Origin of the sequence: Actinoplanes sp. HUAS TT8 (assembly GCF_051380535.1) — a bacterium.
Lineage (GTDB): Bacteria > Actinomycetota > Actinomycetes > Mycobacteriales > Micromonosporaceae > Actinoplanes.
The window spans coordinates 6,455,409-6,470,623 of the sequence record NZ_CP195646.1; the positions used below are offsets into that span (position 1 = coordinate 6,455,409).

Sequence of the window (15,215 nt, forward strand, 5' to 3'; positions counted from 1 at the left end):
GCCCGCATCAGCCGGCCGGGAGGAACGTCCGTCCCGAGCCGTAGGCGGTGCCGGCCCGGTCGCGTTCCAGCCAGCCGGTCTCGACGAGCATCCGGCGGACCGCGGCGACGTCGTCGGCGACCAGGGCGATCCGCTGGTTGACCTCGTCCTCGGTGAGCACGCCCTCGACGGCCAGGAACCGGGCCAGCATCTCGGAGATCTGCTCGTACCGCTCGCTCAGCGTCGGCGGCAGGCTGCTCAGCCGGCCGTGTGCGAAGAAGCTCTTGAGCTGTGGGTATTCCTTGAGCAGGGGCGCGATCGGCAGGGTGCCGACCAGGGCCTGGGCCGCCTCGCGCAGCACCTCGGGCTTGGCCCGGTAATACCCGTCGCCGCTGCCGCTGGCCAGTCCCAGCCCGGCCAGGCGGCCGAGGGCCTCCCCGGCTTCCGGCTTGGTCATGTCCAGCAGGTAGGACATCTCGGCGATGGAGAACCCCTCGGACCCGCGGGCGACGAGGCCGGCGAAGGCGCGCAGGCGGGCGGGGTTGGACAGTTGCGTCAGGAGTTCGGCGGCTCGGGCGGCTTCGGCGGACATGCCCCGCAATCTAGCCGCGGTCAGTACCGGAAGGTACCGATTATGTCCTGCAGCTGGGTCGAGATCCGGGCCAGGTCGGTGGCGGCGACCTCGGTCGCGTCGGCCGCGCTGCGCGTGGTCGAGGTGACGTTGACGACCTCGGCCAGCTGGGAACTGATGTCCGAGGTGCCGTCGGCGGCCCGGCCCAGGTCGTCGGTCATGCCCTTGGTGGTGGCGCTCTGCTCTTCGACGGCCGAGGCGATGGTGTTCTGGAAGTCGTTGATGTTGCCGATGATCTGGCCGATGCCGGCGATCGACTCGACGGCCTCCTTGGCGTCGCGCTGGATCGCCTCGACCCGGTGCGAGATGTCCTCGGTGGCCTTGGCGGTCTCCTGGGCCAGGTCCTTGACCTCGGAGGCGACGACGGCGAAGCCCTTGCCGAGTTCACCCGCGCGGGCCGCCTCGATGGTGGCGTTGAGGGCCAGCAGGTTGGTCTGCTCGGCGATCGCGGTGATGGTCTTGACCACGCTGTCGATCTCGCCCGAGGAGACGTCGAGCTTGGTCATCAGTTTTTCCGCCTCGGCCGCGACGTCGACCGCGCTGGAGGCCACCGCGGCGGCCTGGCTGGCGCTGATGGCGATCTCCCGGATGGCCGCGCCCATCTCCTGCGCGCCACCGGCGACCGCCTGCACGCCCGCGGTGACTGCTTCGGCGGCCTGGTCGATCGAGCTGACCCGGCTGGAGGTCTGCTCGACGCCGCCGGACAGGTTGCGGCTGGCCTGCTGCATGTCCTCGGAGCGTTGGAGCAGGCCGGCGCTGGCCCCGGAGAGGGTCTGCATCACGTTGCGCATGTGGTCGAGGGCGGCCACGGCCGAGCGGGACATCCGGCCGATCTCGTCGCCGCCGTTGTCGGCCCGGGCTTCCCGCAGGTCACCGGCGGCCATCGCGGACATCATGGCCTCCAGCGCGTTGAGTCGCCGGGAGTAGGCGCGGGCCACCACCAGGGCGAGCGCGCCGGCCAGCAGGACGCCGATCACGAGCGTGGCGATGATGGTGATCCGGGCCTGCGAGGCGGCCTTGCTGGCGGCTTCGGCGGCGGCCGCCGCGCCGGCCCGGGAGACGCCTTTGAGTTCCTCGATGTGCTTGACCGCCTCGACGATGGCCGGGTTCATCTTGGTGGTGCGGATGTCCTGCCACTCGTCGAGCTTGCCGGCGTCCTTGGCCGCGACGGCCTGGGCCCGGTATTTGAGGTATTCCTCCCAGGACGCCTGGACCTGGGCCATCCCGTCCTTCTCGGCCGCGCTGACGTCGAGTTTGGCGTAGTCGGTGATCTGCTGGGAGACCTGCTCGATGTAGCCGGCCGACTCGGCGGTGTACGCCTTGGCCTTGACCGGGTCGGTCGAGGTGGTGCCCGACAGCCCGGCCCACCGGGAGTGCCAGATCAGCTGCTGGATGTCGATGACGGCCGAGATCGGCTGCAGCGCCCGGCGGTAGATCGCGTCGGCCCGATCCGCGATGCTCGACATCCGCATGATGCCGACGACGCCGACGACGACGGCCACGACCAGGCCGACCGCCGCCGCCGTGAGCAGGTTCGAGCGCATGCTCATCGAGCTCAGACGCTTACCGGTGGACGCCATGCCCGTCACCAAGACCCTTCACGGCGGACGAAACACGTTCACCGTAAAAGTCCGGAGCCTCCTGAGGTTCCCAGTCCGGAAATGTCCGGAACGTCAGACTTCTCCCACCATCAAGATCAACACCATTTCGCCGTACGGCGGAAAGCCCGCACGCATTGACTTAACTCGATCAATTGGGCACTCTGGGCGCACAGCACTGCCGCGGCGTCGCGCGGCACCCGGGAGCGGGGGCAGCTCCCGACGTCCTCACCGCCGGCCGTCGCCACGGGCACGGCCCTGAGCTCAGGAGTGCTGAGTTCGCATGCCCAACGTCGTACGAAACAAGTTGTTGATCTCTGCTTTGATCGCGGCCCTGACCGCGGTCCTGGTCGTCCTGGTCGCGCCGAGCTCCCCCGCCTCGGCCCACGGGAACGTCCTGAGCCCCGCCTCGCGCAACTACGGATGTTTCGAGCGCTGGGGCGACAAGTTCCAGGCGCCCGAGATGGCTACCCAGGACCCGATGTGTTACCAGGCCTGGCAGGCCGACCCGCAGGCGATGTGGAACTGGAACGGCCTCTACCGCGAGGGCGTCGCCGGCAACCACCAGGCGGCCATCCCGGACGGGCAGCTGTGCAGTGCCGGAAGAACCCAGAACGGCCGATACGCCGCGATGGACACCATCGGCGACTGGAAGGCGACGAACCTCGCCAACTCGTTCACGCTCGGCCTCTTCGACGGAGCGCGCCACGGGGCCGACTACATCCGGGTGTACGTCACCAAGCCGTCCTACAACCCGGTCACGACCGCGCTCAAGTGGTCGGACCTGGACCTGGTCAAGGAGGTGCCGAACACGCCGGCGGCACAGTGGACCGAGCAGCTGAGCAACGGCGTGCAGATGGACATCCCGGTGAGCGTGTCCGGGCGTTCCGGACGGGCCATGGTCTACACGATCTGGCAGGCCAGCCACCTGGACCAGTCCTACTACTTCTGCAGTGACGTGAACTTCGGCGGGACTTCCTCCCCGTCGCCGTCCACCTCGTCGACCCCGTCCACCTCCCCGTCGGCGTCGCCGTCCTCGTCGCCGTCGGTGTCGCCGTCGACCTCCACCCCGCCGGTCACCGGGGCCTGCGCGGCGACCGTCGCGGTGGCGTCGCAGTGGTCCGGCGCGTACCAGGCGACGGTCACCGTGACCGCGGGCAACGCGGCGGTCAAGGGATGGGCGGTGACGCTCACCTACGGGGCGGCCCAGACCGTCCAGCAGTCCTGGAGCGCAACCGTGCTGACCAGCGGCAACCAGATACAGGCGACGAACGCGGCGTACAACGGCGCACTGTCGGCCGGCGGGTCGACGTCGTTCGGCTTCATCGCCTCGGGGACACCGAGCACACCGGCGGTCGCCTGCTCGGCGGTCTGACCTCTCGCGGGCTCCGGCAACAATTGCTACAGTTCGGTTAACTGGGAGCGCTCCCAGATCATCTCCGTCCCCCAACCGACCGAACGGAGGCAGCGAATCCCCCGCGTGCCACCACGCAGTGCTGCCGCACCACCAGGACGGGGAACGAGGCCGCCCCAGCCTCGCTCCCCGTCACCCCCACCCGCCCCGGCCCGGGCGTTCCGATCACGTACCGGCGGGCCACATCGACCGGCCGCCCCGACCGGGTTAGGCTGCCCTAACCAATTACGGGGCGGGTGGACATGGCGCAGCCGGAGTCGCTGTCAGAATTGCTCAACGGGCGGCGCGCCGCCATCGACGCGTCATGGCCCGCGGTCGGCTACCTGGCCGGCTGGCTGATCTTCCACTCCATCTGGGCCGGCTCGGCCGGTGCCCTGATCTGCGCCCTCGGCGTCGTCGCCTGGCGCCTGCGCCGCGGCGACAAACCCCGCGCCGTCCTCATCGGCCTGCTCGGCGTGTGCGTCGCCGCCCTGATCGCCCTGCACACCGGCAAGGCCGAGGACTTCTTCCTCCTGCAGATCCTCAGCAACGGCGCCAGCGTCCTGATCTGGGCCATCAGCATCGTCGTCCGCCGGCCCCTGCTGGGCCTGGTCGTCGGCGCGGTCCTCGGCCAGAGAACCCGTTGGCGCCGCGACCCCGACCTGCTGCGGGCCTACTCACGGGCCAGCTGGGTGTGGGTCCTGCAGTACGTCATCCGCGTCGCCGTGTTCCTCCCGCTCTACGCCGCCGGCTGGGCCGGCACCCTGGCCGCCGCCCGGATCGCGCTGAGCTGGCCGCTGGTCGCGGCCTGCCTGGCGGTCAGCTGGGGCGTCATCCGGCGCACCCTGCCGGCCGACCACCCCGGCCTGCGCCACCCCCGCATCGAACAGCCCGTCTGACTACTTCCCGGCCGCCCCGCGTCGAACAGCCCGTCTGACCACTTCCCGGCCGCCGCGCGTCGAACAGCCCGTCTGACCACTTCCCGGCCGCCCCGCGTCGAACAGCAGCTATGGACCCTCCCCGGCCACGATCCACGCTCGCCGGATCACCGACGACCCGGGCAGGGGGCGCCACCAAACCGTCGCGGGGCGCGAGGAGCATGATCACCGCGAGCGCCACGCGTCGGGAGCCGGCCAGGACTGCAGGTCGCAGGCAGGCCGGTCGCTCGGACTCGGTCGATGTTGATCGCCGGCAACGACACCGGGTCGCCGGTCAGCGCCGGCAGAAACCGTCTGCAGCGCACGCCCGACCTTGGTATCGCCGGCGATACTATCGCTGAAGTTAGTATCGCCGGCGATAGTAAACCCGGCGGTAGCCGCCGGGATCAGAGGTCGGCGAGGACCTGCTGGGCGATGCGGAAGGCCGTGTTGGCGGCCGGCACCCCGCAGTAGATGGCGCTCTGCAGCAGGACCTCCTTGATCTCGTCGACGGTGAGGCCGTTGGTGCGGGCCGCCCGCACGTGCATGGCCAGCTCGTCGTGGTGACCGAGAGCGATCAGCGCGGTCAACGTGATCATCGAGCGGCTGCGGCGGTCGAGGCCGGGGCGGGTCCAGATGTCGCCCCAGGCGTAGCGGGTGATCAGGTCCTGGAAGTCGCGGGTGAACGGGGTGGTGGCGGCGGTCGCGCGGTCGACGTGGGCCGGGCCGAGGACTTCGCGGCGGACGGTGATGCCGGCCGCGCGGGACTCGTCGAAGTGCTGGTCGAGCAGGAATGCGACGACTTCCGGGGATTCGGCCGGGGCCAGGTGGGCCACGTTGTCGAGGACGACGAGCCGGCCGTGGAGCACGCTGGACGCGATCAGTTCCAGACCGGCGACCGGGGTGGGTTTGTCGTGGCCGCCGGCGACGGCGAGCACCGGCGTGGCGATCTCGGCCAGGCGATCCCGTACGTCGAAGTCGGCCAGGGCCTCGCAGCAGCGCGCATAGCTCTCGTCGTCGGTGGCCCGCAGGGCGGCGAGCAGGGGTTCCTGGTCGGACGCGGGGAAGTCCGGGTTGAACCAGCGTTCGATCGAGCCGGCCACGACCGCGTCGGTGCCCTTGGCCCGGACCAGCGCGGCGCGTTCGCCCCAGGCCGCCGCCTCGCCGATCTTGGCGCCGGTGCAGAGCAGGGCCGCGGCGGTGATCCGTTCGGGGGCGTCGAGCAGCAGTTGCAGGCCGATGGCGCCGCCGATCGAGTCGCCGGCGTAGAGGAAGCTCTGGCCGGGCCGCAGCCGGTCGGCCACGGCGACGACCTCGCGGGCCAGGTCGGCGATGGTGAACGGCCCGGTCGCGGGCGAGCTGCGGCCGTGTCCGGGCAGGTCGAGGCCGACCACGTGGTAGCGGCCGTAGAGCCGCGACGCGCAGCGCGTCCACAGGCTCTCCGCGGAGGTGCCGACCGACGTTGCGAGCAGCAGCAGCGGGCGGTCGGGGGCGTCGGTGAAGACGGTCGCGGTCAGCACAGCGGTCCTTCCGGGAAAGATCACATTCTTGCTCGGGTACGGCGTCAGCGCGGTCCCGCCGCGGCCCGGGCGAGCACCGCGTCGATGATCTCGTCGGTCGCGCCGAGGTAGGGGTGGTCCGGGGAGACGCCGGGGGTGATCGACTGCTGTTCGGCGTCGATGCCGGGCCGGGCCTCGTGCAGGGTGGCCAGCATCTTCCCGGTGTCCACGCGCAGCCCGGCGAGCAGTTCGGCGGTCTGCGAACCGGCGACCGCGGTGCGCCGGGCCAGGGTTCGCAGGGTGGCCCACTCGACGTGCCAGCCGCCGTCCGGGCGTTCGTCCACCGCGGCCGCCGCACCGGCGTGGACCAGGGCGGACAGCGGCGGACCGGCGATGGCGGCGCGTTTGATCAGGACGGCGTGGACCGGGTTCTGCTTGTTCGGCATCGCCGACGAGCCGCCCTTGCCCTCGGCCGCGCCCTCGATCAGTTCGTGGATCTCGGGCCGGGCGCCGACGAGCACGTCGTTGGCGATCCGGCCCCACGCGTCGGTGCAGGTCACGAACGCGTCGGCGATCCGGGTGACCGGCGCGCGGCTGGTGTGCCACGGTTCCCGGGGCGGCAGGCCGAGCTGCTCGGCGGTGGCGGCGACGAGGTCCCGGGCCCGGGCCGGATCCCCGGTGAGCGCGGTCGGTGCGGCCAGGCTGCCGGCCGCGCCGCCGATCTGGATCGGGAACGTCACGGCGGCCAGCTGGTCGCGGGCGTCGAGGACACCGGTGAGCCAGCCGGCCGCTTTCAGTCCGAAAGTGATCGGGATGGCGTGCTGGGTGAGCGTGCGCCCGGCCATCCGGGTCTCGCGGTGTTCCTCGGCAAGACCGATCAAAACCCGGATTTGAGTACGGAGGTCCGCGCGGATCCGGTCGTGCGCGTCCCGCAGGCACAGCACGATCGCCGTGTCCACGACGTCCTGACTGGTCAGGCCCTTGTGCAGCCAGCCCGCGGCCGCCGTGTTGCGGCCCCGCAGGCGGGCGCGCAGCAGCTTGAGCAGCGGGATCAGCGGGTTGCCGCCGGACTCCGCGTCGACCGCCAGCCGCGGCCGGTCGTCCGGCGTGACCAGGCCGGTCAGGTCGGGAACGGTGATGTCGGCCAGCTTCGACCCGGCCAGAGCGGTCAGCCAGGCGTGTTCGACGCGGACCATGGCCGCCACCACGGCCGCGTCGCTGAACAGGTCACCGGCCCGATGATCCCCGGGCCACAGCAGATCGCTCACGACGTACGGGAAAATCGGAAGTTGATCTTCATGCCCAGGAATCCCGCAGGCGGGGGTAGGTGAGGAAGACCGTCTCGGCGTCGCCCTGCAGACTGATGTCGAAGCGCAGGCCCTGGTCGGTGCGCTCGGTGATCAGGGTGGCCCGGCGGTCCGGTTCCAGGGCCGACAGCAGCGGGTCGGCGGCGAGCGCCTCGGCGTCGTCGGGCAGGTAGGCACGGGTGAAGAGCCGGTCGAGCAGGCCGCGGGCGAAAACGGTCACGGCGAAGAACGCGGGACGGCCCGGTTCGGTCGGGCCGGGCGTGACGGTGGCGAACGAGTAGAGGCCGTCCGGGTCGGTGGCGGCCCGGCCCCAGCCGGTGAACGTCCAGCCGTCGCGGCGCAGCGAACCGGGCTGCCGCACGATGTGGCCCTGCGGGTCGGCCTGCCAGATCTCGATCACCGCGTCCGGCACACCGGCGCCGGAGCCGTCGGTGACGCGGCCGTGCAGGCGGACGGCGCGCGGGTTGCCCGGCGGCACCAGCTCGTTCATCTGCGGATAGGCGAGACCGAGGTGGAAGAAGGGGCCCACGGTCTGCCCGGGCACGGCGCTCATGCTGTCTCTCCGCTTCGCTCCGAGCCATCATGAGTTGAAAAACTGAGCCTGATGATGAGCTCCCTCCGGTCGCTCATGCGGGTTCCTCGGTGTCGAGCGGAGTGCGGTGGGTGCCGGTGAGCACGATGTCCCAACGGTATCCGGTGTTCCACTCCGGGGTGGTGAGGTCGTGGTCGTACTGGGCGATCAGCAGTTCCCGGGACTTCGGGTCGGTGATCGACTGGTAGATCGGGTCGTACCTGAAGAGCGGGTCGCCCGGGAAGTACATCTGGGTCACCAGGCGCTGGGTGAAATCGGTCCCGAAGATCGAGAAGTGGATGTGCGCGGGGCGCCACGCGTTGAGGTGGTTGCGCCACGGGTACGGACCCGGCTTGATCGTCTGGAAGCGGTACGTCCCGTCCGGCCCGGTCAGGACCCGGCCGACCCCGGTGAAGTTCGGGTCGTGCGGCGCCGGGTGCTGGTCGCGCTGGTGGCGGTAGCGGCCGGCCGCGTTGGCCTGCCACACCTCGACCAACTGGTTCGCCACCGGGCGGCCGTCGCCGTCGAGCACCCGGCCGGTGACCACGATCCGCTCGCCGAGCGGGGTGCCGGCGTGCTGGATGGTCAGGTCGGCCTCGTCGTCGGCGACGTCCCGGTGACCGAAGGCGGGAGCCCACAGCTCGACCGACTCCGGGTCGATGAGATGAAGGGGCTGCTTGGGGTGCCGCAGGACACTGCTGCGGTACGGGGCGTAGTCGATCTTCGGCTGCGGTCCGCCGGGCTGCTGCGCCGCCGCTTCGATCTCCTGGTTGATCTCGGCCTGGGTGTTCACCCCCTGGACGCTAGGCGCTCGGTGGACCCGGAGGCGATACTCGGCTTCCGTTCAGCGGAAAGGAGAGCCGGTGGCGAAAAGTGTCACGGCCCGCGCGCTCGACCTGCTCGGCGTCTTCGACTCGGAGCATCGCAGTCTGACGCTCAGCGAGATGGCCCGGCGTTCCGGGACTCCGCTGGCCACCGCCCACCGGCTCGTCGCCGAGCTGCGCGCATGGGGTGCGCTGGCCCGCGAGCCGGGCGGGGAGTACGTGATCGGCCGGCGCGTCTGGCAGCTCGGCCTGCTCGCCCCGGTGCAGAGCGAGTTGCGGACGGCGGCCAGCCCGTTCCTGCACGACCTGTACGGGGCGACGCTGGCGACCGTGCACCTGGCCGTCCGGGACGGCCTGGAGGTGCTCTACATCGACCGGCTGGCCGGGCACGTGTCGGTACCGGTGGTGAGCCGGATCGGGTCACGGTTGCCGCTGCACGCCACCGGGGTCGGGAAGGTGCTGCTGGCCTACGCCCCGGACGACGTACGCGCAAATGCCCTTCAGAATTTGACCCGGGTGACCGCCTACACCGTGACCCAGCCGGCCCGCCTGCTCGAACAGCTGCGGCGGGTGCGGGCCGAGGGGTATGCGACGACCGGCGAGGAGATGAGTCTGGGCGCGTGTTCGGTCGCGGTGCCGGTGCGCCACGGGGACGCGGTGGTGGCCGCGCTCGGCATCGTCGTGCCCGATCTGCGGCGTCAGCTGCCCCGCCTGGTCTCCGCGTTGCAGGTCGCCGCGCACGGCATCGGGCGTACGATGGCTTCCGTCCAGTGGAAATAGGCCCTTGCCCGGGGGCCGTCCGCCGCTGAAGGTGGGTGGCATGCGAACCCAGGTCGCCATCATCGGCGCGGGCCCGGCCGGCCTTCTGCTCTCCCATCTGCTCGCCCAGGGCGGCGTCGACTCCGTGGTCCTGGAGACCCGCTCGGAGGAGTACGTCGCGGCCCGGATCCGGGCCGGCATCCTCGAACACTCCAGCGTCGAACTGCTGGAGTCGGTCGGGCTGGGCGCCCGGCTGCGGGCCGAGGGGGACGAGCACCGCGGGATCTACCTGCAGTGGCCGGGCGAGCGGCATCAGCTCGACTTCGTGGATCTGACCGGGCGGTCGGTGTGGGTCTACGGTCAGACCGAGGTGCAGAAGGATCTGATCGCGGCCCGGAAAAAAGCCGGGCAGGAGATCCATTACGAGGTCACCGACGTCGCCCTGCACGACATCGAAGATTCTCCGTATGTGACTTATGCCGATAAAAACGGGCAAAGCGTCAAGCTGGACGCCGCCGTGATCGCCGGCTGTGACGGCTCCTTCGGGCCCTCGCGGGCCGCCGTCCCCGCCGCGAAGGCGTTCGAGCGCGTCTACCCCTACTCGTGGTTCGGGATCCTGGCCGACGTGGCGCCCTCCACCGACGAGCTGATCTACGCCTGGCACCCGGACGGGTTCGCCCTGCACTCCATGCGCTCGGCCACGGTCAGCCGCCTCTACCTGCAGGTTCCCAACGGCACCGACCCGCAGTCGTGGTCCGACGACCAGATCTGGGACGCCCTGGCCACCCGCCTCGGGCACGGGCAGAACGGGTGGAAGCTCCACCCCGGGCCGATCACCGACAAGAGCGTGCTGCCGATGCGCAGCTACGTGCAGACGCCGATGCGGCACGGGAACCTGTTCCTGGCCGGGGACGCCGCGCACATCGTGCCGCCGACCGGCGCCAAGGGGCTGAACCTGGCGATCGCCGACGTGGCGCTGCTCAGCCGGGCGCTCGTCGCTCGCTTCCGGGAGAACGACCCGCGCCTGGCCGACGCGTACTCGGAGACCGCGCAGCGGCGGGTCTGGCGGTGCACGCACTTCTCCTGGTGGATGACAACGATGCTGCACACCTCGGGCGACCCGTTCGACGCCGAGCTGCAACTCTCCCAGCTGCGGTGGGTGGCGTCGAGCGAGGCCGGGGCGACCGGCCTCGCCGAGAACTACGCCGGCCTGCCGATCTTCCTCTAGAGCAGCGCCTCGATCGCCGCCCGGATCGGGACGGCGACGCGGAAACGGGCGCCGAGCCAGTCCAGGATCACCCGGGCCGCCGCGGGATTGCCGTGGTAGCCCGGGACCATCCCGGCCAGGGGCAGGACCTCGGGCGGATAGGTTCGCTCGACCCGGCGGGAATCATCGAAGACATCACGGTACGGCGGTTCGCCCTCGTTCAGGCGCAGCAGCGCGATCACCCGGTCCACGGCGTGACCCTGGATGAACCGGGCCGCGCTCAGGTGCTCGCCCCGCAGGTCGCGGTGCAGGCCGACGTACAGGTTGGCCAGGGCCTCGTTGAGGTGGAACTCGACCGTGTCGAACGGCGGGCGCGGCACCGGGGCGTCCGACTCGGTCAGGCCGGGCGGGGCGTCGGCGCGACGCCACACCGGCCGGGCGCCGCGGAACGGGACGCGGCGCAGCTCGGCGACGGTGACGACGCCGTACTCGACCAGGATGCCGTCGGCCAGCAGCGCCTTCCGGCCGTGACGCTCGTGGGCGAAACTCCACACCACCGGGACGGTCCCGGCCAGCCAGCCCGGGTCACCGGCGTAGCGGCTGGTCGCGCCGTCGGCGACGACGAGCAGGAGATCGAGGTCGGAGTGGTCGTCCAGTCGGCCCCTCTGCGCTCCGGCCGACCCCAGCCCGAGCAGCGCGATCGTGTCGTCGCGGGTGGCCACGTGGGCGGCGATCTCGTCCAGGCGCTGCAGCATCGGATGCATACGGGGTCCCTCCGAGTAGATATCCGTGGATCCCTAAGGAGCATCACGGATTTGCGCCGCGCGCCCAAGCCCTAACGTCCGACATGCACGGCTCCGGCCCGCGTGCGAACGGGGGGACATCGGTGGGGCGGCTCGACGCGCTCCCACCGATGTCCGCGTCTCCGGCGGTGGAGGGGCTCATGCCGTACGGGAAAATGGGGTTGATCTTCAGGAAAGGCCCTTGTCGCGGGGTGGCACCTCGTCGTCGTAGGCGCCGATGCGGCCGCGGTGGCGGGTGCCGTCGAGGAAGGGCCAGGGGTTGGGCTTGCAGCCGTGCAGGCCGAGGGTCTGCTGCTGCATGACCGGGGCGAGGTCGCCCTTGGCCGGGCAGAGTTCGTGGGCCTGGCCGAGGCGGTGGCCGACCTCGTGGTTGATCACGTACTGGCGGTAGACGTCGAGGCTCGCGCCGTAGTGAGGGACGCCCTTGACCCAGCGGGCGACGTTGACGACGACGTTGTCGTGGGTGCGGCAGGACGTGTAGCCGTCGGCCGCGCCCTCGCAGATCGAGTCCCGGGTCGCCGGGGTGACCAGCCAGATCGTGAAGTCGGCGCGGTCGGACGGGCCGACGCGCTGCAGGCGCCACTCGCCGCCCGCGGTCCAGCTGCGGGGATCACGCAGCGTCGCGGTGGCCACGGTGGCGAACTGAGCGGCGGTGACGCCGTGGATGTCCTTCTCGACGGCGACGCGATAGCGCAGCAGCGTGCCCTTATGACCGGCCGGGGCCGCGGTCTCCCCCGCGGCGACCGTGAACTTCCGCCCGCCGGCGGCCGGGTAGGTGATCCGCTCCGCGGCCGGTGGTTTCGCCGCGGGCCTGGTCGTCGGCGCGGCCACCTCCGTCGTGGGCGTCGCCGCGGTCGGCTCCGCCCGGACCGCGTCCCCGCCTCCGGCCAGCGCGTATCCGACGATCCCGCATCCGGCCAGCACCAGGAGCACGGCCAGGACCGGCAGTCGAGTTGATCTCACAAACCCCTGACGCACGGCGAGTGGTCACGGTTGCATCCCGGTGAGATGGGTCATTGTTCGGTATGACGGGCAACGTTGACGCACGTCGATGCATAGAAGATCGTGGATTGACTATGGCCTGGCGCACCGTGCGCCGGCCCACCCCACGATCGAGGTACCGATGACCTGGTTCTCGCGTCTCCGGAGGCTGATCGCCGTCGGGGCAGCCGTGCTGCTCGTTCCGATCGGGGCCGGGCTCACGACGCCCGGCGCCGCCACGGCAGCCGTCCCGGGCCCGGCCGACCTGGCCTACTACGACATCACGTCACCGTCCACCACCACCGGAAGCCTGGCCGCCGACCTCACCCGGCGCGGCTACGACGTGCTGGAAGGACCGCTGACCAGTGGCGTTCCGATCCTGGCGTCGGCCCTCGACGCCCAGCGGCTGCGGCAGCGCGGGCTGACCGTGCGCTACGCCGGCCCGCTCTACCAGCCGGTGGCCACGTCGTTCGTGGCCGCGGCCGACACGTACTACGGCGGCTACCACACCGCGGCCGGGCACGAGGTACACAACCAGGCGGTCGTCACCGCCCACCCCGACCTGGCCGTGCTGCGCACCATCGGGCAGTCGTGGAAGAAGACCCAGGGCACCGGCGGCCACAACCTCCAAGCCCTGTGCATCACCAAGATCGCCACGGGCGACTGCGCGGCGGGCACCAGCGGCTCCAAGCCCAAGTTCACCCTGATGGCCCAGATGCACGCCCGCGAACTGGCCACCGGCGAACTCGCCTACAAGTGGATCGACTACCTGGTCGGCAACTACGGCAAGGTCGCCGCGGTCACCAACCTGATGAACACCACCGAACTGTGGGTCATCCCGATCGCCAACCCGGACGGCGTCGACATCGTGTCGTCCAACTCGACCCGGCCCGTCTCCCAGCGCAAGAACGCCCACACCAACGGGTGCAGCGGCACCGGCCTCGGGGTCGACCTCAACCGCAACTCCAGCTACCACTGGGACGTCAACCAGGGCACCAAGTGCAGCGAGACGTACCCGGGCACGGCGGCGGCGAGCGAACCGGAAACCCAGGGCATCCAGAGCTTCCTGTCGCAGATCTACCGCGACACCAAGCCCAGCGCCGACTTCTCACCGGCGACGACCGCGACCACCGGGACGTTCCTGACCCTGCACAGTTACGCCGAGCTCAACATTTATCCGTACGGGTGGACCAACTCCCTGGCGCCGAACAACACCGACCTGAAGACGATCGCCACGGCGATGGGGCGGTCCAACGGGTACGACGTGGTCCACGGGGACGGAGGGCTGAACTACTTCGCGCCGGGCGCGACCGACGACTGGATCTACGGCACGCTGGGCGTTCCCGGATACACCATCGAGGTGGGGCCGAACTCGTCCGGGTGCAGCGGGTTCTTCCCGGCCTACTCGTGCATGACGTCGTTCTGGAACCTGAACCTGCCCGCGTTCATGACCCTGGCCACCGCGGCGGCCCGCCCCTACCCGACCGGGAGCTGAGGATCGCGCCGGGCGGGGTCAGGATCCCGCCCGGCGCCGTAGTCATGCACAGATATCGGTCTAGACTGATATCTCATCTTTTGTCAGCTTGCGGGATCGTACGGCTGCTACCGGGCGCGGGTGCGCCTCGGCCGCGGCGGCCAACCGGGCGGCGTGATCGCGCTGCTTCTGCCCGTGCCCGTAGAGCGCGCCCCGCGGCGACAGCCGGTCCACCTCGCGCATCGTCGCCCGGGACGACACTCGGAAGAAATCACCCCGGTTACACCCCATACTCGACAAACCACCACGATGCGCTCTCGCACCCACGACCTGGCCCGCACCGACCCGACCGTTCCGGACGTGACCGAGACACAGCGATACCTCTGCCACTCCGAGGCCGTTCCGTTCTCGACCCGGATGCGTCCTATAGCAAGATCTTCGGAGAGGAACCGTGACCCTGCCTGTACCGCCGAAGCTTCCCGTGCCACCGGTCCGGGAGATGAGCAACACGGCCTTGGCCGACCTCGTCCGAGCTGGTGGCCCGTACCGTGGAAAGGCTGTCTTCGAACTCGGCGACAGAGCCTCGACCGACGAGGGCGCGGCTGGCCTGCTGGGTGAACTGACCCGCCTTCCGATCCTCCGCGCGGACCGTGTTCACGCGCTGTCCCTGGCCTGGGCGGCAATCATCTCCCTGCTGGCCGCGAAGACGCCGTACGCACGACAGACGGCATACCAATCGTTCGCAGCCCTGCCTGAACCCGAGCAACGAGACTTGCTCGCCTACCTGCGTTGTACCCGGATCGAAGACGCCCAGCCCTGAGGTCTCGCCTTCCATGACGGGTAACACGAGGTGCACCGGTCAGCGCCTCTGGCGCAGCGCCTCGCCGTCGACTTCGACACCGAGTTCGACAACCCGCGTGCGGTGCGGTTGCGGCTACCGGGTCGCACCGTTGACTCCCTGACCGCGATCGACGGCGCCACCAATACCCAGACGATCGACTACATCAAACAGGTGGCGGCGGCGATCCTGGACGTCCTCGACTCACCGGGCGCCTGACCACGCCCGGCCTCGCACCTACGGCGCGCGAAGCGTTCAGCGCCTATCGCCGTTCGTCGCGTATAGCTGACCCCAGGCCGCGTGTAAGCATAGTTACATCGGCCGCACTCACACGGATAAACCCATGCCGACTGCCATCGCATCGTCACTGGTCGGCATCCGCGGGTCCGAAGACACAGGCAGTAGTCCAGTTTGCTGCGGGCAGGCGTAGATGC

Annotated in this window: 15 protein-coding genes; 7 read left to right on the top strand and 8 right to left on the bottom strand. The window is 70.5% G+C overall.

Annotation, left to right across the window (positions count from 1 at the left end; genetic code table 11):
* Positions 1 to 7: 7 nt before the first annotated feature.
* The gene (locus tag ACSHV8_RS28890) at positions 8 to 571 is read right to left on the bottom strand and encodes a DUF2087 domain-containing protein (protein WP_436520627.1); all 564 of its coding nucleotides are present in this window, start codon (positions 569 to 571) and stop codon (positions 8 to 10) included.
* A 20-nt stretch (positions 572 to 591) separates the two neighbouring features.
* Positions 592 to 2,190, bottom strand: coding sequence for a methyl-accepting chemotaxis protein (locus tag ACSHV8_RS28895; RefSeq protein WP_436520629.1), 1,599 nt, complete (start codon positions 2,188 to 2,190; stop codon positions 592 to 594).
* 301 nt (positions 2,191 to 2,491) lie between these two features.
* Here ACSHV8_RS28895 and ACSHV8_RS28900 point away from each other — a divergent pair, with 301 nt between their 5' ends.
* Together ACSHV8_RS28900 and ACSHV8_RS28905 are read left to right on the top strand one after the other, a co-directional pair.
* Entirely contained in the window at positions 2,492 to 3,583 is a 1,092-nt protein-coding gene (locus tag ACSHV8_RS28900; protein ID WP_436520631.1) for a lytic polysaccharide monooxygenase auxiliary activity family 9 protein, read from the top strand.
* 281 nt (positions 3,584 to 3,864) lie between these two features.
* On the top strand, positions 3,865 to 4,500 hold the full coding sequence (locus tag ACSHV8_RS28905) for a DUF3159 domain-containing protein (protein WP_436520633.1): 636 nt from the start codon (positions 3,865 to 3,867) through the stop codon (positions 4,498 to 4,500).
* 425 nt (positions 4,501 to 4,925) lie between these two features.
* On the opposite strand, the gene pcaDC is transcribed toward ACSHV8_RS28905, so the two are convergent.
* From pcaDC to pcaH, 4 genes are all read right to left on the bottom strand, one after another.
* Positions 4,926 to 6,038: a bifunctional 3-oxoadipate enol-lactonase/4-carboxymuconolactone decarboxylase PcaDC gene (pcaDC, locus tag ACSHV8_RS28910; protein WP_436520635.1), complete on the bottom strand. Its 1,113-nt coding sequence runs from the start codon at positions 6,036 to 6,038 to the stop codon at positions 4,926 to 4,928.
* 44 nt (positions 6,039 to 6,082) lie between these two features.
* Positions 6,083 to 7,285, bottom strand: a complete 1,203-nt coding sequence (locus ACSHV8_RS28915; protein ID WP_436520637.1) for a lyase family protein — start codon at positions 7,283 to 7,285, stop codon at positions 6,083 to 6,085.
* 28 nt (positions 7,286 to 7,313) lie between these two features.
* Positions 7,314 to 7,877 (bottom strand): protocatechuate 3,4-dioxygenase subunit alpha, encoded by a 564-nt coding sequence (pcaG, locus tag ACSHV8_RS28920; protein WP_436520639.1) that lies wholly within the window; start codon positions 7,875 to 7,877, stop codon positions 7,314 to 7,316.
* Positions 7,878 to 7,950: 73 nt separating this feature from the next.
* A complete protein-coding gene (gene pcaH, locus ACSHV8_RS28925; protein WP_436520641.1) occupies positions 7,951 to 8,688 on the bottom strand; it encodes a protocatechuate 3,4-dioxygenase subunit beta in 738 nt (245 codons plus the stop codon).
* Positions 8,689 to 8,758: 70 nt separating this feature from the next.
* Here pcaH and ACSHV8_RS28930 point away from each other — a divergent pair, with 70 nt between their 5' ends.
* Both ACSHV8_RS28930 and ACSHV8_RS28935 read left to right on the top strand, forming a co-directional pair.
* Positions 8,759 to 9,499: an IclR family transcriptional regulator gene (locus tag ACSHV8_RS28930; protein ID WP_436520643.1), complete on the top strand. Its 741-nt coding sequence runs from the start codon at positions 8,759 to 8,761 to the stop codon at positions 9,497 to 9,499.
* A gap of 40 nt (positions 9,500 to 9,539) precedes the next feature.
* The gene (locus ACSHV8_RS28935) at positions 9,540 to 10,706 is read left to right on the top strand and encodes a 4-hydroxybenzoate 3-monooxygenase (protein WP_436520645.1); all 1,167 of its coding nucleotides are present in this window, start codon (positions 9,540 to 9,542) and stop codon (positions 10,704 to 10,706) included.
* On the opposite strand, the gene ACSHV8_RS28940 is transcribed toward ACSHV8_RS28935, so the two are convergent.
* Together ACSHV8_RS28940 and ACSHV8_RS28945 are read right to left on the bottom strand one after the other, a co-directional pair.
* Positions 10,703 to 11,449, bottom strand: coding sequence for a hypothetical protein (locus tag ACSHV8_RS28940; RefSeq protein WP_436520647.1), 747 nt, complete (start codon positions 11,447 to 11,449; stop codon positions 10,703 to 10,705). The two genes, ACSHV8_RS28935 and ACSHV8_RS28940, sit on opposite strands and share 4 nt — an antisense overlap.
* 207 nt (positions 11,450 to 11,656) lie before the next feature.
* Positions 11,657 to 12,451 carry a DUF3152 domain-containing protein gene (locus ACSHV8_RS28945; RefSeq protein WP_436520649.1) on the bottom strand — a complete coding sequence of 265 codons (795 nt, stop codon included), beginning with the start codon at positions 12,449 to 12,451 and terminating at the stop codon, positions 11,657 to 11,659.
* A gap of 160 nt (positions 12,452 to 12,611) precedes the next feature.
* Between ACSHV8_RS28945 and ACSHV8_RS28950 the strand changes: the two genes are divergently transcribed.
* The 3 genes from ACSHV8_RS28950 to ACSHV8_RS28960 all read left to right on the top strand — a co-directional run bounded on the left by ACSHV8_RS28950 (position 12,612) and on the right by ACSHV8_RS28960 (position 15,000).
* Positions 12,612 to 13,964, top strand: a complete 1,353-nt coding sequence (locus ACSHV8_RS28950) for a M14 family zinc carboxypeptidase (protein WP_436520651.1) — start codon at positions 12,612 to 12,614, stop codon at positions 13,962 to 13,964.
* 478 nt (positions 13,965 to 14,442) lie between these two features.
* A complete protein-coding gene (locus ACSHV8_RS28955; protein ID WP_436520653.1) occupies positions 14,443 to 14,763 on the top strand; it encodes a hypothetical protein in 321 nt (106 codons plus the stop codon).
* A gap of 30 nt (positions 14,764 to 14,793) precedes the next feature.
* Positions 14,794 to 15,000 carry a hypothetical protein gene (locus ACSHV8_RS28960; RefSeq protein ID WP_436520655.1) on the top strand — a complete coding sequence of 69 codons (207 nt, stop codon included), beginning with the start codon at positions 14,794 to 14,796 and terminating at the stop codon, positions 14,998 to 15,000.
* Positions 15,001 to 15,215: the final 215 nt, after the last annotated feature.